The sequence below is a fragment of the Mesorhizobium sp. ZC-5 genome (genome assembly GCF_025753855.1).
Classification (GTDB): domain Bacteria; phylum Pseudomonadota; class Alphaproteobacteria; order Rhizobiales; family Rhizobiaceae; genus Neomesorhizobium.
Genome location: NZ_JAOWPT010000004.1, coordinates 1 through 17,955 on the forward strand (window position 1 = coordinate 1; position 17,955 = coordinate 17,955).

A 17,955-nucleotide genomic window follows, 5' to 3' on the forward strand; every position below is an offset into this window, starting at 1 on the left:
TTGTACTCGCCAAAATACTTCGTGATCGCAGCCGTCAAAGACGTCTTGCCATGGTCAACGTGACCAATCGTGCCAATGTTCACATGAGGCTTATTACGCTCGAATTTACCTTTTGCCATAGTCTCTTTCCTTGGACGGCCTGGACCTTCAGTTCAGTCGGATGCGGGGCGATTAGCGACTGCAGCCGAAAAACACAAGTGTCTTGTGGCTGGGCGCCAAGCTCAGCCGATCTGAACCCATGATCCGGTTTGGGATGTAGCGCAGATATAGGAATGCGCAAGACGAAATGAAATACCACCTGTCGCCGCGATCTTGAGCGCGAAGACCCCCCACTCGACGGAGAAGTCCGCATGATTGCGGAGTTCATATTTTCATCAACGTTGGTTTTCATCGAAGCTACCCTGGATGTACGGTGATGACCGAACCGGGAAGCGCATGTATCATTTGATCGACCGTATCTACGAAGCTGCGTTCGTGCCTGACACGTGGCCCATCGCGCTTGACGACCTAGCGATGTCGGGTTCAGTCGGCGGTGCCCTGCTGGTCGCCAGCGAGGCACATCCGCCTCGGTTTGCGGCGTTGGCGTCCATTGCGAATGCGTTGCGGAAATTTTCTTCGGGCGACGCCTGGCGAAACAACGACCGCCCGATGCGCTGGAGGCCCAGTCTCGACGGATTTCTTCGCGACATCCGATCCGATGAGAGATGAACTGGTCAAGTATCGATTGGGCTGGCAAGCGGGAAACGATCATGCCATGACCAACGCAGAGGCAGTGGTCTACAGTGTCGAGCGTCGCTTTCAAGACGGTCCGCACGACAGTGTCGCCGTCGCCTTGCTCAAAATGGCCACGTTTCCCATTTCAAGGAGTGAGGCCTGCACCTATTCGAGTTGTGCTCCGCTTTAAATTCCGACTCGCTGCTTCAGCTGGTCGTCCATTGACTTCACCGTTTGTGATAGGGCCTACACCACCGACAACGTGGAAACGGTTATGAAGGCGAGGCAGGCGCATTCGTGCGATGTTTGCGCGCGACCGTTAGCTCATTCGTTCGCGCACCAGTGTGAGCGACACGCGAGCGAGCGGCGTGTGGCCGGCATCCCTTATGACGACAGCCATTTCATGATGATTGGCTCGTGGAACCCGGTCGGCCAGCATTCGCGCGATCGCGCCGGCCGCTTCGAGTTCGGCCTCGTCCAACTCGGGCATCATGATTCCGTTTTCGTCGGAAACGGAATTATCGTCTTCCATCAAGTCGAAGAAGAAGCGCTGCATTTGATCGCCCAATTTTCAGTCAACACCTTGTCAAAGCGGATTGCGCATACATCATTTCGCAATTCTGTCCCGACAGGTAAGGTTTAGGCATGCACCCCGTTCTTTCGCAATATAACCGGGGATATAGGCCGCCATATGAGTGGGCCGTTAATTTAGGAATTGCATACGTTTGTTGTGCTGAAATTAGTTCCTTCCCTAGCGTAAAAACCTCCGCTGCCGCCTTGCCGTGGGGATCAAACTTGCTAAATTGAGTTGGGTATGAATCGGGCGAAATCCGGCCTTTGCGGCGTGGAAGTGGGTGAAGCGCCGCTAGAGATGGCCGGGTTGCGGGGAAAATGCAGAAACCGGGTGACCGTGCAAAAGAGGAGGCGTCCCTCCTATCCCTGCTTGCCAATGGCAAGCGGCTGACGATTGTCAAACATCTGATCGAAGAAGAAATGTCTGTGGGTGCTATCGCAAAGAAGGTCTCGCTCAGCCAGTCGGCGCTGTCTCAGCACCTTGCGAAATTGCGCAGCAAGAATTTGGTTGAGACACGGCGCGACCGCCAGACGATCTATTATTCCTGCAAATCTGAAGACGTGCGCCTGCTGCTCGGCACGCTTGAGGATCTGATCAACAGACGCTGAGCTGCCTCAGGTCGGAGGGCAAGCATGGCGTTCGATGAAATGCGCTTTCACGAACCCGCTCAATTTGACCGCCGGCAAGGGAAAATAGTCTACCGGACACCATTGGCGACGCGGGTTGGCATGCTGCGGCTGGCAAGCGCCGGTTGCACGGATGACGCCGCTGTGGTCCGCGGCGATCGCGCCGACGGGTTTCGACAGGTGACTTCTTTTGCTGCGGATGTACAGGACGTCCCAGAGGTCGACGTTGACGACGTGGTAGCACACCATGGAAGCGCCGGCGTCCGTCGGGCCTGTGATTGCCATTCCAAGCAGCAACGCGCTCATGGCAACTCCAGTAAAAGTGTGCCGCGGTTTTGCCTCCGGAATTGAGGCAAGACAAGGAGACAGAGCAGTTCGTTGATTCAAGGAAAACGGAACTGCTTCAGGTAAATCCGGCATCGGCGCTCAGCGGACGCGGCGGTAATAAACCTTCCCATCCGGGGACTCGGTCCTTTGATAGGCCGATTCGACCTTGCTGACTGGCGGCGTCTGCTTGCGCCGCACCGGCTCCGATGCGGGCAGGATGGGCTCGCTTGCCGCTTCGGCTATGGTCGGTTCCTCCGTCTCGGGGCTCCACGGCTCGGAGATCAAGGGAAGCGACTCGGGTTGGCTCGCCACTTTGCTATGCGGCACAACCAGCACCTGCTGCATCTTGCCGACCTCGTCCTCGACCGAGGTGATCTTGTTGTGCATGTCGCGATCGAGATTGTCGAGCCGCGCCTGGATCCCAGAATTGATCACGTCCAGGCTGCTTTTGAGCCGCTTTTCCAGCCCGGCAATGTCTTGCAAACGCGCGTCTATCGCCCTCAGCTCATGGGTCGAGCGCCAGAGATAGACCGAGGCCGTCAGATTGATGGCGCTGAGAACGACAGCGGATGCGGCGATCAACACTGAAAGCCTGCGCCCTGCCGTTGCGTTGTCGACTTTTCGAAATTCACCCTTCACGGTGGGTGCTTGGGGATCACGGATTGTTGTCATTGCACGATCACCTTGCTCCCCAGCGATACCCGTTCGTACAGGTCGATGACGTCCGTGTTCGTCAAACGGAAGCATCCCGATGTCCCGTCGAAACCGACTCCGCCTGGATCGTTTGTGCCGTGGATGCGAAACAGCGTGTCGCGGCCGTTCATGAATAGATACAGCGCCCGCGCGCCCAATGGATTGTAAGGACCGGCGGGTACGAATTCCGGCAGGTCAGGTTGGCGGGTACGCATCTCGGATGGCGGCCTCCAGTGCGGCCACTCCTGCTTGGCCCCGACCTTGGCAACACCTATCCAGGAGAAGCCCTCCCGTCCGACGCTGATTTTGTATCGCACGGCCTGGCCGTCACCGGCGACATAATAGAGCAGGCGTTCGTCCTTGCGGATGACGATGGTGCCGGGTTTTTCAACCGTGGCGAAGGTGACGGTGCTGCGCAGACTTGGCCCCATCGGCGGAAGCGGTATCCGCTTCCTTTTCTGCGCGGCCTCGGCCACATCTGCCGGCATGGCCAAAGCAGCCAACACCGCCGCAACCGCAACGATGGGGTATCCCTTCAGGCTTCGCCGGTTATCACGCCTTGGCATCCAGCCGCTCACGAAACATCGCTTTCAGGTCCTTGTTGAATCGGGCGCGCGCATGCACCTCCGCCGGCAGCAAGGCCCTGTTCACCGCATCGGTAAGAAGCGGCGCGTCCAGGCTGACGATCTTGATGTGCGGGATCTTGAAAATCTTCTGAAGTTCGCTGCGCGAGAAGTAGTTGCCGAACCACTTCCGCTTCTGCTTGTTGGCCACGAGGGTGACGCTCGCCCCGCTGCCGCGCAGTTCGCGTATGCGGGAATAGGTTTGTTTGGCATGCCGCAGCGAGACCACGTTGAGCTCGAAAACTAGGAAAATTTCATCGCTTGTCGAAAGAACAGTATTGAGCCACGGCGTTTCGCGGTTCGGCAGGTCGATCACCACGTTGTCGAACCGGTAGGCGGCCAAGTCGAGCAGCTTGAACACGAAGTCCTGGCCCTTGGGCTCGAACGGCAATTGCGGCCGCTCGAAAGAATAGAGGGTAAAACCAGGACTGCGCATCAGCTTGATGATATCCATCAGTTCGACGTCCAGCCTGTCCGGCTGGCTGATCACGCTGGCAAGGTCGAACTCGTTGTAGAGATTGAGATATGAGCTGCAGTTGGCGTGCTGGAAGTCGAGGTCGACAAGGCAGGTCGCCGATGCGGCGTTGGTCGATTTTTTGGCGAGATATTCCGCCGCCGACAGCGCCATCGTTGTCGCCCCTGCCCCTCCGCTGGCGCTGACGAAGGTAAGGACGCGGCTTTTCGTGGCTTCGCTGCCGCTGTCATGGAAACTGACCGCGTTAATCAGTTCCTTGTTGTCGAACGGCTTGCGCAGCCAATCGGCCGCGTTCAGGCGAACCAGCGTACGGATGCGGTCCTGCGACAGTTCCCCAGATAGCGCGATCAGGGGAACTTTGGCCCATTCGCCCCGCGCCTGGATAAGCCTGGCGTTCTCCAGCAAGGTGCCGTCCCCGACATCGAGAATGACGATGCTCGGCAGAGCGTCGGCCTTAGGCCCCTCCAGGAATGCCGCAGACTCCTCCGGCTGCACGTCATAGATCGCCAGCGAGTCGAGCCGTGTCGCGATATCGCGGCGCAGATTGGGATCGCTCGAAAACAGCGCAATTCGCTTGCGCCGGGTCGGCAGGATTTTTGAGTTGATGGCATTCATGCCGATACGCTCCGTTACCAAGATCTCACCGCGTCACCCGGACGCTGACTGGTGCATTGCGGGGAATAGCGATGGTGTCCATTTAGGCTCCATCGGCGAGGTCTTCGCCTTTCATTGGCTTTCACACTCGCCTTGACACAATTCTGCATGCCGCCGAACGCCGCAGCCAAACCGCGCCTGGGGGCCGATAGGCATAACCTCCTTTCTGGATGCAGGATCGACGGGTTCTTCATGTCGGGCCACTGCTGCTCAGGTCTTCGCCGGTGATCGTGCTTATCATCGACGGCATAGTGATGTCGTCAAAGCCCAGCAGACCACTCAGGAAGAAGAAGCGGAAAGGCACATCGTCCAGCCGGACGCTGATTGTCGGAACAGGGCCGCCCTGCCGCGTCTGGTAGCCCAAGCCGGATGCAGAATATGTGACGACCAACTCCTCTCGACGCAGGTTTGGGAAAAAATGGCACATGCCAGGCCGCTGACCGGCATTGCGCGGGGGACAGGCATCATCGTTCGTCACAGCCGTATCGCCACGAAAGACGCGGCTAAATGCATTTGCGCTGAACCCGCCGCCGTTGGTGCAACCCGAAACGGTACACTCGAAGGGACCAAACGCGCCTGCCTGCATCGGCGCGCCAGGAGTATTTACCGGTCCGGCAGTTGGAAGAGCGGTGGCGATCGGGTCCGAAATGGATGCCAATCGCGCACCCATCTGGACCGCTTTTGATGCTGCGTTCCATTGATAGAAGGCATGACCGAAATCGACAAAGCCCAAGGTCAGCACCAGCAACAACACGATGCTGATGGACACCTCGACCATCACCGCGCCGGACTCGTCTTTGTGGAAGCGCCCCAGCATCGCTCAGAACCTAATGATCCGTTCCTCATGCACGCCGTTCAGCGTGATGGGACCGATGCCGAGCAAGTCCAGCAGGCCGACACCCGGATAGTCGAACGTGCTTGAGGCGCGTACGATGCAGACCAGCGGTGTCACGGAGCGATACTGCGTCACGCCCGCGCCGTCGACCGCATTCTCGCAGTCGACCAGGTTGGCGATGTCGATCGTGATGTTGTCCGCCGTCAGCCCCGGCACGCGCACCGTCCCTGTGTCGGCGATGTTACCGTAGAGCGCGATGTTCTCGGCATTGGCGGCGCAGTCGATCGCGGCGAAGCCGTAGTCCGAGTACATCTGGCTGTTGCACCGGGAAGCGTAGCGCGCGCCGTCGCGCAGTCCTGCCTCGATCAACAGCTTCTGGTGGATCAGATTGCCGAATTCGAAGACGCCGGCCGAAAGCGCGATCATCAGGGGTGCGATCAGCGTCATCTCGACGAGTGCCGAGCCGTGCTCGTCGCGCCGGAACCGTTGGGAAAAGATTGAAAGACGCCGCCGCATCGCATCACCGGTAGAGTTGCGCTTCGTCGCGCAGGAAGTTGTCAAGCGTGCCTCGGCCGCCACGGCCGGTGATGTCGACGAGTTCGACGAAGATATCCTTGTCGACCTTGATGGGTTCGGTGATGAAGAAGCTGCCGAAGGCTCGCACGGGAACGTCCGTCAATTTGCCGGTGAATTTCAGGCCTGACGCCTCGATTGCCTGGCAGTCGATGATCGCCCCGTAGAGGATACGGCGGTCGGGAACCGCGAGGCCCGAGCCTTCGCAGATCGGCAACCCGGTCTCACCGCTCGGCGCGGCGTCTCCGACAATTGAATCGCTAGTGTTGCCGTCGCCGTTGGGATCGAGTTCGTAGCGGTAGACCTCGTAACGCGTCGGCTTATCTGCTCCCCAGGGCGGCGACGAGATCGTCCGCGGCACGCCTCCTGGCCTATGGTTGACGGGCCAATAGCCGTTGGTCGTGTCATTGAAGTCCCAGTCGCCCGCACCCATGCGACCGCCCATCATCGTGCAGGTGCCGGAGATGTGACAGGAGTCGCGATTGAGACCGACGCCTTGAGCCGGGTCCGTTTCCCAGGTGGCGTTCCCGTTGTTACAGTTGACCGACTTCAGGCCCATGCGCACATTCGTCGCCTGTGGATCGCTGGTTCTGTAGGTCTTCTCCAGCCCGAACCGCGCATTGAGCCCATTCTTCACCGGCCCGGACATCTGGCCAGGTTCGGTGTCGACGCCCTCTTGCGAGTAGCAGGCGAGCGGCTTGGTGCTCGCCATCATCTCCTCTAAAGCCTGCGCGCCGTTGCCTGTGGGAGCTTCGAGGAAGGCGAAGTTGCCCGGCATGTAGAAGCCGTTCATCCGCATCAGGATCTGGCGGCGGCGGTATTCCCGCGACTGCGCCGCCTGCTCCAGCGTGACCCCGCCTGTAACTGAAGTGTCTTCGTAAGGGTTGCAGATGAACACCGGCGTGTAGTCGCAGACGCCCGACCGAAAGCCGGCAACCGCCCGCGCGCCGACAGTCATCGTGTTGCTGGCCGCGTTGCCTGTCAGGAAGGAGGCCGGGAAGATCGAGTTGAAGGTGGCCGGCGTGACGGTGACCTCGATGAAGCGGGTCTCGCGTTGTCCTGCAGCAGTGTCGACACCATTCGCCCGGTTGGCGGCGGCGACCGCCGTTGCGTCGCTCGCGGGCAGGTTCTTGAGGAAGCACCAGGAGATGTTGCCGGCGCTGTTGCAATTCGCGGCCCCACCCGGCTGACCGGCTGTAAGCGTGGTTGGCCCCGTGGTGGAAAAATTCGACCGGTTGTCGATCAGCGTCGCCATGGCCCGCTCGGCGCGCGCCCACGAGCCGACGGTTCCGTCCAGCTCGGCCGCGCCGGCCAGCGCGAACGCGTCCGCCGCTTTCTGCAGGTCGTTGTGCAGGTTGTTGACGCGGCTGCCGTCGATGACGAGCAGTGCGAAGCCGATGAGAACCGGAAGCATGATCGAAACGAGAATCATGGCGAGGCCGTTCTCGTCCGAGCCGAATTTACGGAGTTTCGCGATTATCAAGCCCATGCCCATTTACCCCCGGACTTATCGCTCCCCCAAGCGAGTCCTAGTTCTGTGCCCCCACGTTGACGGTGATATTCTGCTGCGTCTGGTCGGACTGCGCCGCCGGAACCCGGTATCTCCGGACCACTTCCGCGGCGCGCGCCCCGTCGCTCTCGATTTTGGTGTTCTGCGAGACCGGATTGAACGGATTGACGGTGTGCAGCATGAGATTGTGGCGCTGCGCGTCACCGGTGGCCAGGGTGATGGAATCGTAGCGGTTGAGGTAGTCCGCGCAGCCCGAAAGCATGCACAAGACCATCATCGCGGCGAGAAGCGGCAGCCTATCTCTTGACATAGATCATCTTGTCCTTCGGTGCGACGTCGAGCATGTGGCCGTAAGGGCCGACCACGCCCTCTCCCAGTTCATAGCGGCGCACCATGTCCTTGGTGACTTCGAGCTGGCCGAGCAGGAAAAGCTCCGGGTCGTTGGCCGGCCGCGTCTTGTCCATCGGCGTCGCCGGCGGTTCGCCGGGGCCTGCCGGCCGCACCAGCCGCGGCGTCACGATCACCACCAATTCGGTGTCTTCCTTCTGCGTGCTCGAATTGCGGAACAGCGCGCCGACCACCGGCACCTGGCCGAGCCACGGCACCTGGTTCTGCAGCTTGGTGTTCTTGCTGGAGATCAATCCCGCCAGCGCGAAGCTCTGGCCATCGCGCAGCTCGACCACGGTCGACAGCTTGCGGTTGCTGAAGATCGGATCACCGGCGACGGTGAAGCCGGTCAGGTCGCTCACCTCGGGCGCCAGCCTGATGTTGATCTTGTTGTCGGCCAGCACCACCGGCGTGAACACCAGGTTCACGCCGAACTGCTTGTATTCGATGACGACTTCGCCATCCTCGTCTTCGCGCCGCACCGGCACCTCGCCGCCGGCGTTGAAGCTGGCCGGTTCTCCCGACAGCGTGGTCAGGTTCGGCTCGGCCAGCGTGCGCACCACGCCCTTCGCTTCGAGCGCCTCGATGATGAGGTCGACCTTGACGTCGCTGTCGATGACGCGGGCGATCAGCGCTGCAAAAGGACTGGAGTTGGACAGCAGGCCGCTTAGGAGGCCACCCGTCCCGAGGACTACGCCCTCTTTGTCCACGGTCGCTAGACCAGTAGCGCCCTTGAATTTCCCGTCTTTTTGAGCCTGGATGGAAACGCCGAGGTCGCGGCCGGTGTTGCGCTTGGCTTCCAGCACCCGCACTTCCAAATTGACCTGCTGGCTGTCCTCGACGTCAACCGAATTGATCACCGCGTCGGGCCCGTATTGCTGCGCCACTTCGAGGATCTTGGCCAGCGTGGCGCCGTCCTTGACGCTGCCGGCGAGCCTCACCTTGCCGTTGACCGAGCCGACGACGATGCGCGACTTGGGCGCCACCTGCTTGATGGCGGTCGCCATGTCGTTGATGTCCACACCGACTTCGACCTCGATCACACCCAGCGAGCGCTTGTCCTGCGAAAACAGGTTGATCGACGTCGTGCCGACGCCCTTGCCGATGATGTAGATGGTGCGGTCCGTCATCGGCTGCGCGTCGGCGATCTTGTTGTCGGCGATCACCATGTCGCCCAGATTGGCGTTGAAATCGATGGTCAGCGACTGCGACAGCGGTATGAAGACCCGATGCACCTTGACGCTGCCGACATCGATACGCCGGTCGGCGGCCTGAGTGGCGGCTGCCGCAAGGCAGATCACCAAAAAACCCAACCCCAGGCGACAAATCAACTGAAAGACCAAACCCACCGGACGCCCACCCCTTTTTGCTCGATCCGCCGGCGGCGGCTTCGAGCGCTACCCAGTCCCAAGCCGCGTCAACGCGCCCGCGGCACCTCGTAGACCTCTTTTTCCATGCCCCTGAAAACGCGGACGGAGGTCAGCGCCGGCGGTTCCGGCGCCACGACCTTGACGACTTCCTTCACCTGGATCACCGGAGCGGACGGCTCCTTCTGCAGCGACTTGAGGGTGTCGCCGAACTGCGCGCCCAGCGTCGCGATATCCTTGCGGATGCCGGTGAATTGCTGGTCGGCGCGCTTGCGCTCTTCGGCAAGCGCGGCCTGCCGCTCGGCCTCAAGCTTGGCGTCGCGCTCCGCGGCCGCCTTGCGTTCGGCTTCGAGCGCGGCGAGCCTCTCCATTTCGGCCTTGCGTTTCGCGCCTTCGGCCGACGTATCGCCGGTCAGGTCGGCCAGCGTGATGCGCTGCGTCATCTCGCCTTCGCTTGAGGCGGCCTGGCGCAGCGCCAGCGACAACTGGCCCGAACCCGCCGCAAGCGTCAGCTTCTGGGCGTCTTTGGTGTCCACCTCGACGGTCACCGCCTTCACGACGGTCGGGTTTTCCTTGCTTTCGTCGGCAACCTGGTCGACGGCGAGCACCTTCACGCTCTGCAACAGCACGTCGACATAGGATTGCTCGTTGTTGTCGGTATCGCGCACAGTGCGGGTCAAAAGCACGTCGACGCGGTCGCCCGGGAATACGAAACCGGCAACGCCCAACACGTCGTTGACGCGGATTGAAACCGCGCGCATGCCCTCGGCGAGCACCGCCGAAAGCGTGGCGCGCTGGCCCGGACCCGTTATCTTGGCAGCCAGAACCGGCTCGTTGGCGCCGATCGCCTGCAGCGCCTGGCGGCTGCCGCCGGCGGCGTCGAGCAATTCCTTGGATGTCTTGAAGGCGCCGGCTGGAAGTGCGCCTGCCGGCCAGGCGATTTCACGCAATTTGTCGGTGGTAAGCACGTCGCCGAATTTCAGCGCCACCGCGGCAACGACGATGCTTTCGCGCGGACCTTCGGCCGCGTTCGAGGCTATCGCGCTGCGCTGGTTTGCCAGCCACATGTTGGCCAGCACGACCGCCACCACGCCGAAAACCACGGCGAGGCCGACCATGATGATTGTGTTCGCACGCATTTCCGTCGCCCCCGACTATGCACCCGCGATCGTATATATTAGCTTAAAGGAATATAGGCCCGGGCCGAAGCCCGGGCCTAAGCCGTCATCAGCCGCCGGCGGCAACAGCCGCGCAAGCTGCGATATCGCCGCGTGCATCAAGCGCGTCGCAAAGCGACGTAAACGAATCCGTGACCCACAATCCGATGCCTAGGATCACGAGGATCGAGGCTGCGGCAATGATGCCGATCAGAATTGAATATTCGACCATGGCAGCGCCGTTTTCGTCGTCGCGAAACTGCCGGGCCATCGTCATGAGTTTCTTCATGCCAATTTCTCCCTTGAGAGGTTAGAACCCGACGAGACGAGCAAGGAATGTACCCCACACCCAGCATCCCCCGTCAGCTTCGATCCTATGTACCGTTCGAAATCGGAGTCAAACGGATTAACGGTCGGTTAAGCTTTTATTTTACGGAAATGCTCATATAAGCGACTGGCAAAACTACTTTAAGTAATTGATTCTGGCTCAGTAATCAGGGAAATTAACCAATCGTTCACGTTTATCTACACCAGACGCGCTCCCTCCAGGATTACGCATATCCCGCTATATCTTGAACGACAGAAGCAACTTTTGACCATAACAAAGTATAATTTTCTATTGAAATCCCACGCTTTATTCAGCAGCGAAAAGCATACCCTGTTATGCGCTTTGCCGCATTGCAATCTCCTGTGGACGTTTCTGCAGCGGAATCCTTGCAGCTCCCGCGGAGCGCCGGCCACAGTCATCGCGGCTGTCCCGGATGCAGTCATCTCGGTCTGCCCTGGAATCGGCTAGCATAAGTCACAAGCTGGCGGCCGGATGCTTTTAACCATCAGCATCAGAGTTTGCCGGTGAGAGTCTATCTCCGCTTGCACCTGGCTATGGTTAGGATTTAGTTTAGTCTTGGGCTAAAGTAGGTGGGGATAATGCTTGGGCGTTTTACAAAGGGAACGGCGACAGTCCGTATCGAGCCTGTCTTGGCGGGATCGCCCGGCTTCAAGCCGGCCGCGCCCGCCGATGTCCAGGCAAAGTCGGCGCTGGCCGAAAGTCAGAAGGCAGCCGATGACCTTCTCCCGCTCAAGGTCGATCTCCATCGGCATCTGATAGACCGCTTCAACCTGGCGACGCTGGAAAGCGCCTCCAAGGACGACATCCTTTCCGATATTCGCCCGATCGTGCGCGATTTCGTACGCGCCCGCAACGTGCCGCTCAACGCGCGGGAACTCGACCAGCTCACCTCGGACACAGCGGACGAGATGCTCGGCCTCGGCCCGATCGAGCCGCTGCTCAAGGACGACACTGTCAACGACATTCTCATCAACACGCACGAGCGCGTGTTCATCGAGCGCCGCGGCGTCATCGAGGAAACCGGCATCCGCTTTCGCGACGAAGCGCATCTCCTGCGCATCGTCAACAAGATCGTTTCGGCGATCGGACGTCGGGTGGACGAATCCGCCCCGATGGTCGATGCGCGCCTTTCCGACGGCTCGCGCGTCAACATTGCCGTCCGGCCGATCTCGGTCGACGGCCCGTTGGTGTCGATCCGGAAATTCTCCAAGAAACCGTACTCCCTCGAACGGTTGATGGAGATGGGCTCGATCCGCCAGCCGATGGTGGATCTGCTGCGGATCGCCGTGCAGTCGCGCAAATCCATTCTTGTGTCCGGCGGCACGGGCAGCGGCAAGACGACACTGCTCAACGCGCTGTCGAACTACATTTCCTTCAGAGAGCGCTTAATCACCATCGAGGATGCGGCGGAGTTGCAGTTGCAGCAGCCGCATGTCGGCCGCCTGGAAACCCGCCCGCCCAACGTCGAGGGCCGTGGTGAGGTTCGCCAGCGTGAACTGGTCAAGAACGCGCTCCGTATGCGCCCGGACCGCATTATCGTCGGCGAGGTGCGCGGCGAGGAAGCATTCGACATGTTGCAGGCGATGAATACGGGCCATGAGGGCTCGATGACATCGATCCACGCCAACACGCCGCGCGATGCGATTTCCCGTCTCGAGCAGATGATCGGCATGGCCGGCATGCCGATGACGGCCGAATCGATTCGCTCCCAGATCGCTTCGGCGATCGACATTATCGTCCAGACGCAGCGCCTGTCCGATGGCGGGCGCCGCGTCGTCTCCATCTCCGAGGTTACCGGCATGGAAGGCACGGTGATCCAGATGCAGGAGATCTACCAGTTCGTTCGCCGCGACGTCACCGCCGATGGCACCATTATCGGCGAGTTCCGGGCGACCGGCATGCGGCCGCGCTTTGCCGGCGAAGCGGCGACGCTCGGCCTGCATTTCGCCAAGGATGCGTTCAATCCGCAAACGGCGCTGTGATGAGCGGGCAGACGCTTCTCTACCTCATCTACGTTCTGGCGGCGGCATCCGCGATTCTCGCCATCGAGGCGTTCTACGTCACCTACGCCGGGCGCCGCGCGAAAGCAGGCGCAATAAATCGCCGGTTGAAGCGCTTGGCCAACGAGGGCCAGGCCGAAGAAACGTTGCAGGGACTGCTTCGCGAGCGCGGCCTCGACGCCAGGGGCGATTTCGCCTTTAACGTCATCTGGCTGAACCGCCTCTACACACAATCCGGTATCACCGGCAGTCCGATTGCCTTCGCTTGGATGTTCGTTGCAGCCGGAGCGGTGGTCGGTTTGGTGATGAGGTTGTTTGTCGGCATCCCCACTCTGCTCGCTTTTGGTCTTTTCGTTCTTGTGGGGTTCATTCTGCCCATCTTGGTTTTGCGGCGCGCCCGCAACAAGCGGATCACACGTTTTGCCGCCCAGCTTCCCGACGCGCTGGATATGATCGTGCGCTCGCTTCGAGCCGGGCATCCCACCAGCGTCGCCATCGCCCTCGTGGCGCGCGAGATCGCCGATCCGCTTGGCACGGAATTCGGCATCGTGTCGGACGAAATCACCTTTGGGCTGAGCCTCGAACAGGCGGTGCGAAAACTGTCGGAGCGCGTCGGCTTCGAAGGCCTGCATCTTCTGTCTGTCTCGCTGGCGATCCAGGCCAGGACCGGCGGCAACCTCACCGAAATCCTCTCCAACCTCGCCAAAACGCTACGCGAGCGTCAGAAACTCAAGATGAAGATCCGCGCCCTGTCGGCAGAAGGTCGCTGGTCGGGCATTTTGCTTTCGTGTTTCCCGCTGGTGATGTTCGGCTTGTTGCTTGTGATAGCGCCGAGCTACTACGGAAGTGTGTGGGGTGATCCCTTGATCTTGCCGGTTTTCACAATTTTCGGCGGTTTGGCGCTGATCGGCGATTACATTATGTATCGCATGGTCAATTTCGAATTCTGACGGCGCGGGCATGGGCAACCTCTTCACCAGCCTCCAGAATTCCGGCCTGCTGATCTCGGTCGCGGTTTTCGTCGCCGCTGTATCGATCTTCCTTCTCGGCGTCCTGCTGATCATACCGGCGATGCAGACGCGCCGCCGCATCGCCGAAACCCTCGTCGCGGAAGGCGCTGGCAGCCGCCGTTCGCTTGAGGCGCAGACAAGCATCGTCCGCGCCGCCGCGCAGCGCCCGGTCGACGCCTATTTCCGCGCCGCGGAAAAGGAACGCGGCGAGCCGAACGCTCTCGAAGCCAAGCTGTTCCGCGCCGGTTTCTATCAAAAAAGCGCCCCGCTGATATATAATCTTTCCCGCGTCGCCTTCGTCCTGGCGGGTTTCCTTGGCGCCTTCACGCTTCTTTCATCCATCTTGCCGCCGCAACTGCCCAGCTTCATCGCCTTCGGCGGTGCCTTCTTGTTCGGGCTCGGCTGCATCGTCATCCCCAGTATCATGCTCGACCGCTTCGAAAATGCCGAGAAGCAGAAATATCGCCGCGGCTTTCCCGACTTCATGGACATGATGATCACCTGCGCCGACGCCGGCATGAGCCTCGAAGCCGCCGTCGAGCGGGTCAGCGGCGAACTCGCCGGTACGCATAAGTCGCTCGGAATCCAGCTCTCGATCATGGTCCTGCAGATGCGGGCCGGCAAACCTCTGCGCGACGCATTGCACGACCTTTCCGACCGCATCGTCATCGACGAGGCCCGCTCGCTGGCCGTGCTCTTCCGCCAGTCCGAGGAACTTGGCACCAGCCTGACCGAAGCGTTGCGCGTCTACAGCGACGAAATGCGCACGCAGCGTATTCTTCGGGCCGAGGAAAGGGCCAATGCGCTGCCGGTCAAGATGATGATCCCGCTCGGGCTTTGTATCTTTCCGGTCGTCATGATGATCGTGATGCTGCCTGTGATTATTCGAATGAGGGGCATTTTCTTTTAATTAGCAATCCCCTTATATAGTAAAGCGAGGGCCGGGCTCTCCGGAATTGGGGATCGATGGGACGTTCACGTTTTCTGGCTGCCGCGGGGGTTCTGCTGGCGGCACTTTCGACAGGCTGCCAGTCGACGGCCCTGGATGACGGCGTGGTGCGCACCAACGAACCGGCCAATGTCGAGTTCACCTCTTTCGGCGACACGTTCCAGGGCCTGAAAACGATTTCAGATACGGAATACTACGCTTCCGACCTCGCGATTGCCGAGGCCAAGAACCAGTTCCGGCAAGAGAACTACGGCAATGCCGGCGCGCTGTTCTACAAGGCGGTGCAGCTTGCCCCCAACGACGGCGAGGCGTGGCTGGGTCTCGGCGCATCCTGCGACCGTATCCGCCGCTTCGACCTCGCGGACTACGCCTATCGCAAGGCCTACCCGCTAGTCGGAAAGTCGCCTGCCTACTACAACAATGTCGGATACTCGTATCTGTTGCGCGGCAAGCTGCCCGAGGCTCGGAAAAGCTTTCTGAAGGCCTATGAACTGGCGCCCAATGACCCGACCATCCGCAACAACCTCGAACTGTTGTCGACCAGCGCGAACGCCATCGAGCGAACCTAATGCTGTCAGCCGCGCAAATCCTGGTGCAGGCAATTGTCTTCGCCCTCCTCGTCCGCATAGCAATTGTCGATTTCAAGACGCAGAAGATCGGCAACCGCGACGTGCTGGCGCTCGCAGCCCTTGGCGTCGTGGGGCTGGTTCTGAGGGCGCTGTGGCGCCTGGATCAGCTCCAGAGCGATGTCTGGTGGAACGTCTACATGTCGCTGGCTATCGCGCTGGTCTTGTTCGCGCTGCTGCTGCCGTTCTGGCTGATGCGCAAGGTCGGCGCCGGCGACGTCAAGCTGATGGCCGCGGCGCCGTTGGTCGCCGGCGCGGAGGACATGCTGCCTTTCACGCTGCTGCTGCTGGTTTTCACGGCGCTTTCCGCCTTTGTCGTGAAAAATCCCCTATTGCTGCCCGCCCCAGCCTTCCGGCAATATCTCCAGCACTTCGAGCGGAAAGGCATCATCCCTTACGGCGTGCCGGTAGCGGCCGCGCTCATCGGGGTCGAGGCGTTGCGCGCATTCGCGGCCCTTCGATAGCCGCCCTCGCTCGCGCCTAACCCCCATCCCATTCAAAACCAATGAAGCTGCTTTCTGGGATCGGTCTCCATGCGCATTTGATTCCTAGCTCCTCCAAGCGGTTCGCGCTGGATGACTGGATAGATCTGGAAGTCCAGTCTTCGGCGCCAGATGGTTGCGGGGGGCATGCCGTCTTGTACGACCTCCCTGTCAGGTGCTGATCTGTATTCGACGCGCTTATCTATATATTGTCCAAAGATTGAAGTACGGTGACGCCTTGTTTCGGAGGTGGATTGCTTGCAATTATGATATACTTGCGCTGGAGGTGGCTATGGTCCCTGGCATCGCCGAACGTGCGCCCATGAGTGACCCAAATTCTTTGTGTCGATCGAGCCGAAATGACGGGCGCCGATGAGACCGATAAAGTGGGCGATTACCGAGAAATTATTCCCGTCGGATCAGGGACGCGTCATCGCCAATGCCCGCCTCGTGCTTGCGGCATTCGCTTTCGCGGGCTTCTACCTCGATCCAGTATCACCAGCTCGCGATGGAACCTTAACGCTTGTAGTTCTTGCCGGCTATTTGGTGGGAGCCGCAATCATTGTCGCGGTAGCGTACGTCAAGGTACTCGATGGAACCGCACGGTTGCTGTTCCATGTTTTCGACTTCGCGGGATGCGCCACCCTGATCATCCTGACCGGCGGCGCAATGAACCCGATCACCGTTTTCTTTGCATTCCTGGCCGTGTCCGGCGCCCTTTTTTGGAGCGCCACAGGTGCTCTGGCGACGACGGCCGCGCTGGCTGTCGTATGGCTCCGCGCCAGTGGCCAGGATTTTGCGATCTGGAGCCGTTTCGACACGAATGCCATGACTGTTGGCGGCGGCTATCTGCTAATTGGAGCACTGCTATTTGTCTATGTCAGCGTTTATCGTCAGCGAAACCGTGACCGCCTCGCCAAGCTTGTAGCCTGGCCGCCCGTTGAGGCAGGGGTCGAAGGGGAGATATCGCTGACGGCACTGTTGCGCCATGCCGCGCTGGTGCTGCGGCTGGAACACGTCATTGTGGTGTGGGAGGATATTTCCAATCCGGGCTGGCGCGTCTCGCATTTCAACAGTCGCGATGGCGAGACTGGCAGGAGGCATGGCGGGATCGAAACCAGATTGGTGAGTGATGCGTTGACCGAACTTGCCTTCATGGGCACCAGTCCGGCCGGCAATCACGCTCTCACGGCGGAAGGAACCCGCGATGTCCAGGCGCCTCTTGTCGCACCGGGGGTCTTCAATTTCCTTCAAATCCGCAGCTTCTCAAGTGCTCCATTCGAAGCCGCGCATTTTCGTGGACGCGTGTTTATCGTCGACCCGCATACACTCAGCGTCGAGTTGCTCTCATGGACCGAAATTATCGCTGGGCGGATCGGCATGGAACTGGAGCATTTCGGGCTGCGCGGCGATCTTGAAAAAGCTGCTGCTGCGAAGGAACGCACTCGCCTCGGACGCGACATGCACGACAGCATCCTGCAGGAGCTCACCGCAGCCCGCCTGCAGCTGGCTGGAATGTCGGCCGCTGCCACATCTGAGGCGAAAAAGGCGATCGATCATGCGGCTAACATGCTTGCTGCACAACAACGGCGGATCCGCGAATTTGTTGTCGAAACCAATCCCCGGCCCACCAGTTCGACATTAGCGTTGCCTGAAGCCATCCAGCCTGTCTTGGACGAACTGGCCAATCTCTGGCGATGTCACATCACAGGCCAATTTCACCCCGAGCGCGCAACGGTCACCGCTGTTCGCTTGCCGCAGGTCCGGCTGATCCTCGCCGAAGCTGTGGCAAACGCAATTCGGCATGGGAAGGCAACCCACATTGATGTAACGATCGAGTCGGATGCGGGGCTGTGGATCGAAGTCCGCGACAATGGTGCGGCGGCGACTGACAATCCCGCATCAAGCGACCAAATCGCGCCCTTTTCCCTGAGGCAACGTGTTCGCGCCTTAGGAGGCGGGTGCAATCTCACTGTCGGCGCCGATGGCGGGACACTGGTGGTCGCGCTGCCGGCAGCCTGAGG

At 60.3% G+C, this 17,955-nt stretch carries 20 protein-coding genes; 7 read left to right on the top strand and 13 right to left on the bottom strand.

Translation table 11 applies throughout. The features are described 5' to 3' along the window. Together OHD58_RS12210 and OHD58_RS12215 are read right to left on the bottom strand one after the other, a co-directional pair. Positions 1 to 119: GTP-binding protein (locus OHD58_RS12210; protein ID WP_263804206.1), on the bottom strand; the 119-nt coding region annotated here is incomplete at its 3' end. 914 nt (positions 120 to 1,033) lie between these two features. Continuing rightward, positions 1,034 to 1,270: a DUF6894 family protein gene (locus tag OHD58_RS12215; RefSeq protein ID WP_263803618.1), complete on the bottom strand. Its 237-nt coding sequence runs from the start codon at positions 1,268 to 1,270 to the stop codon at positions 1,034 to 1,036. A gap of 335 nt (positions 1,271 to 1,605) precedes the next feature. Here OHD58_RS12215 and OHD58_RS12220 point away from each other — a divergent pair, with 335 nt between their 5' ends. Beyond that, positions 1,606 to 1,896 (top strand): ArsR/SmtB family transcription factor, encoded by a 291-nt coding sequence (locus OHD58_RS12220; protein ID WP_263803620.1) that lies wholly within the window; start codon positions 1,606 to 1,608, stop codon positions 1,894 to 1,896. A gap of 6 nt (positions 1,897 to 1,902) precedes the next feature. Here the strand turns inward: OHD58_RS12220 and OHD58_RS12225 are convergent, their stop codons facing one another. The 11 genes from OHD58_RS12225 to OHD58_RS12275 form a co-directional block, all read right to left on the bottom strand. Then, positions 1,903 to 2,220, bottom strand: coding sequence for a hypothetical protein (locus OHD58_RS12225; protein WP_263803622.1), 318 nt, complete (start codon positions 2,218 to 2,220; stop codon positions 1,903 to 1,905). A 120-nt stretch (positions 2,221 to 2,340) separates the two neighbouring features. Beyond that, complete coding sequence (locus OHD58_RS12230; protein ID WP_263803623.1) at positions 2,341 to 2,988, bottom strand: hypothetical protein; 648 nt, start codon at positions 2,986 to 2,988, stop codon at positions 2,341 to 2,343. Next, a complete protein-coding gene (locus OHD58_RS12235) occupies positions 2,910 to 3,422 on the bottom strand; it encodes a L,D-transpeptidase (RefSeq protein ID WP_263804207.1) in 513 nt (170 codons plus the stop codon). Before OHD58_RS12235 ends, OHD58_RS12230 begins: the two co-directional genes overlap by 79 nt. A 64-nt stretch (positions 3,423 to 3,486) precedes the next feature. Next, positions 3,487 to 4,647 carry an AAA family ATPase gene (locus OHD58_RS12240; protein WP_263803624.1) on the bottom strand — a complete coding sequence of 387 codons (1,161 nt, stop codon included), beginning with the start codon at positions 4,645 to 4,647 and terminating at the stop codon, positions 3,487 to 3,489. Between the two features lie 229 nt (positions 4,648 to 4,876). Continuing rightward, positions 4,877 to 5,503, bottom strand: a complete 627-nt coding sequence (locus tag OHD58_RS12245; protein WP_263803625.1) for a TadE/TadG family type IV pilus assembly protein — start codon at positions 5,501 to 5,503, stop codon at positions 4,877 to 4,879. A 3-nt stretch (positions 5,504 to 5,506) separates the two neighbouring features. Then, positions 5,507 to 6,037, bottom strand: coding sequence for a TadE/TadG family type IV pilus assembly protein (locus OHD58_RS12250; RefSeq protein ID WP_263803626.1), 531 nt, complete (start codon positions 6,035 to 6,037; stop codon positions 5,507 to 5,509). Positions 6,038 to 6,041: 4 nt separating this feature from the next. After that, a complete protein-coding gene (locus OHD58_RS12255; RefSeq protein ID WP_263803627.1) occupies positions 6,042 to 7,583 on the bottom strand; it encodes a TadE/TadG family type IV pilus assembly protein in 1,542 nt (513 codons plus the stop codon). A gap of 40 nt (positions 7,584 to 7,623) precedes the next feature. Beyond that, a complete protein-coding gene (locus OHD58_RS12260; RefSeq protein WP_263803628.1) occupies positions 7,624 to 7,914 on the bottom strand; it encodes a hypothetical protein in 291 nt (96 codons plus the stop codon). Next, positions 7,901 to 9,292 carry a type II and III secretion system protein family protein gene (locus tag OHD58_RS12265; RefSeq protein WP_263803629.1) on the bottom strand — a complete coding sequence of 464 codons (1,392 nt, stop codon included), beginning with the start codon at positions 9,290 to 9,292 and terminating at the stop codon, positions 7,901 to 7,903. The genes OHD58_RS12260 and OHD58_RS12265 overlap by 14 nt, the downstream gene beginning before the upstream one ends. Positions 9,293 to 9,408: 116 nt before the next feature. Beyond that, positions 9,409 to 10,497, bottom strand: a complete 1,089-nt coding sequence (gene cpaB, locus OHD58_RS12270) for a Flp pilus assembly protein CpaB (RefSeq protein WP_263803630.1) — start codon at positions 10,495 to 10,497, stop codon at positions 9,409 to 9,411. A gap of 88 nt (positions 10,498 to 10,585) precedes the next feature. Then, on the bottom strand, positions 10,586 to 10,804 hold the full coding sequence (locus OHD58_RS12275) for a Flp family type IVb pilin (RefSeq protein WP_263803631.1): 219 nt from the start codon (positions 10,802 to 10,804) through the stop codon (positions 10,586 to 10,588). Between the two features lie 638 nt (positions 10,805 to 11,442). Here OHD58_RS12275 and OHD58_RS12280 point away from each other — a divergent pair. The 6 genes from OHD58_RS12280 (at position 11,443) to OHD58_RS12305 (ending at position 17,953) form a co-directional block, all read left to right on the top strand. Continuing rightward, complete coding sequence (locus OHD58_RS12280; protein ID WP_263803632.1) at positions 11,443 to 12,846, top strand: CpaF family protein; 1,404 nt, start codon at positions 11,443 to 11,445, stop codon at positions 12,844 to 12,846. Continuing rightward, the gene (locus tag OHD58_RS12285; RefSeq protein ID WP_412177207.1) at positions 12,843 to 13,814 is read left to right on the top strand and encodes a type II secretion system F family protein; all 972 of its coding nucleotides are present in this window, start codon (positions 12,843 to 12,845) and stop codon (positions 13,812 to 13,814) included. The genes OHD58_RS12280 and OHD58_RS12285 overlap by 4 nt, the downstream gene beginning before the upstream one ends. A 10-nt stretch (positions 13,815 to 13,824) precedes the next feature. Further along, positions 13,825 to 14,784 carry a type II secretion system F family protein gene (locus OHD58_RS12290; protein ID WP_263803634.1) on the top strand — a complete coding sequence of 320 codons (960 nt, stop codon included), beginning with the start codon at positions 13,825 to 13,827 and terminating at the stop codon, positions 14,782 to 14,784. A gap of 56 nt (positions 14,785 to 14,840) precedes the next feature. Further along, on the top strand, positions 14,841 to 15,392 hold the full coding sequence (locus OHD58_RS12295; RefSeq protein ID WP_263803635.1) for a tetratricopeptide repeat protein: 552 nt from the start codon (positions 14,841 to 14,843) through the stop codon (positions 15,390 to 15,392). Beyond that, entirely contained in the window at positions 15,392 to 15,913 is a 522-nt protein-coding gene (locus OHD58_RS12300; protein WP_263803636.1) for a prepilin peptidase, read from the top strand. The genes OHD58_RS12295 and OHD58_RS12300 overlap by 1 nt, the downstream gene beginning before the upstream one ends. A 390-nt stretch (positions 15,914 to 16,303) precedes the next feature. After that, on the top strand, positions 16,304 to 17,953 hold the full coding sequence (locus tag OHD58_RS12305) for a sensor histidine kinase (protein ID WP_263803637.1): 1,650 nt from the start codon (positions 16,304 to 16,306) through the stop codon (positions 17,951 to 17,953). Positions 17,954 to 17,955: the final 2 nt, after the last annotated feature.

Bases quoted from the DNA above. Each gene is read 5' to 3' on its own strand.
- OHD58_RS12215 (WP_263803618.1), bottom strand. From the start codon at position 1,270: ATGCAGCGCTTCTTCTTCGACTTGATGGAAGACGATAATTCCGTTTCC.
- OHD58_RS12220 (WP_263803620.1), top strand. From the start codon at position 1,606: ATGCAGAAACCGGGTGACCGTGCAAAAGAGGAGGCGTCCCTCCTATCC.
- OHD58_RS12225 (WP_263803622.1), bottom strand. From the start codon at position 2,220: ATGAGCGCGTTGCTGCTTGGAATGGCAATCACAGGCCCGACGGACGCC.
- OHD58_RS12230 (WP_263803623.1), bottom strand. From the start codon at position 2,988: ATGCTTCCGTTTGACGAACACGGACGTCATCGACCTGTACGAACGGGT.
- OHD58_RS12235 (WP_263804207.1), bottom strand. From the start codon at position 3,422: ATGCCGGCAGATGTGGCCGAGGCCGCGCAGAAAAGGAAGCGGATACCG.
- OHD58_RS12240 (WP_263803624.1), bottom strand. From the start codon at position 4,647: ATGAATGCCATCAACTCAAAAATCCTGCCGACCCGGCGCAAGCGAATT.
- OHD58_RS12245 (WP_263803625.1), bottom strand. From the start codon at position 5,503: ATGCTGGGGCGCTTCCACAAAGACGAGTCCGGCGCGGTGATGGTCGAG.
- OHD58_RS12250 (WP_263803626.1), bottom strand. From the start codon at position 6,037: ATGCGGCGGCGTCTTTCAATCTTTTCCCAACGGTTCCGGCGCGACGAG.
- OHD58_RS12255 (WP_263803627.1), bottom strand. From the start codon at position 7,583: ATGGGCTTGATAATCGCGAAACTCCGTAAATTCGGCTCGGACGAGAAC.
- OHD58_RS12260 (WP_263803628.1), bottom strand. From the start codon at position 7,914: ATGTCAAGAGATAGGCTGCCGCTTCTCGCCGCGATGATGGTCTTGTGC.
- cpaB (WP_263803630.1), bottom strand. From the start codon at position 10,497: ATGCGTGCGAACACAATCATCATGGTCGGCCTCGCCGTGGTTTTCGGC.
- OHD58_RS12275 (WP_263803631.1), bottom strand. From the start codon at position 10,804: ATGAAGAAACTCATGACGATGGCCCGGCAGTTTCGCGACGACGAAAAC.
- OHD58_RS12280 (WP_263803632.1), top strand. From the start codon at position 11,443: ATGCTTGGGCGTTTTACAAAGGGAACGGCGACAGTCCGTATCGAGCCT.
- OHD58_RS12290 (WP_263803634.1), top strand. From the start codon at position 13,825: ATGGGCAACCTCTTCACCAGCCTCCAGAATTCCGGCCTGCTGATCTCG.
- OHD58_RS12295 (WP_263803635.1), top strand. From the start codon at position 14,841: ATGGGACGTTCACGTTTTCTGGCTGCCGCGGGGGTTCTGCTGGCGGCA.
- OHD58_RS12300 (WP_263803636.1), top strand. From the start codon at position 15,392: ATGCTGTCAGCCGCGCAAATCCTGGTGCAGGCAATTGTCTTCGCCCTC.
- OHD58_RS12305 (WP_263803637.1), top strand. From the start codon at position 16,304: ATGAGACCGATAAAGTGGGCGATTACCGAGAAATTATTCCCGTCGGAT.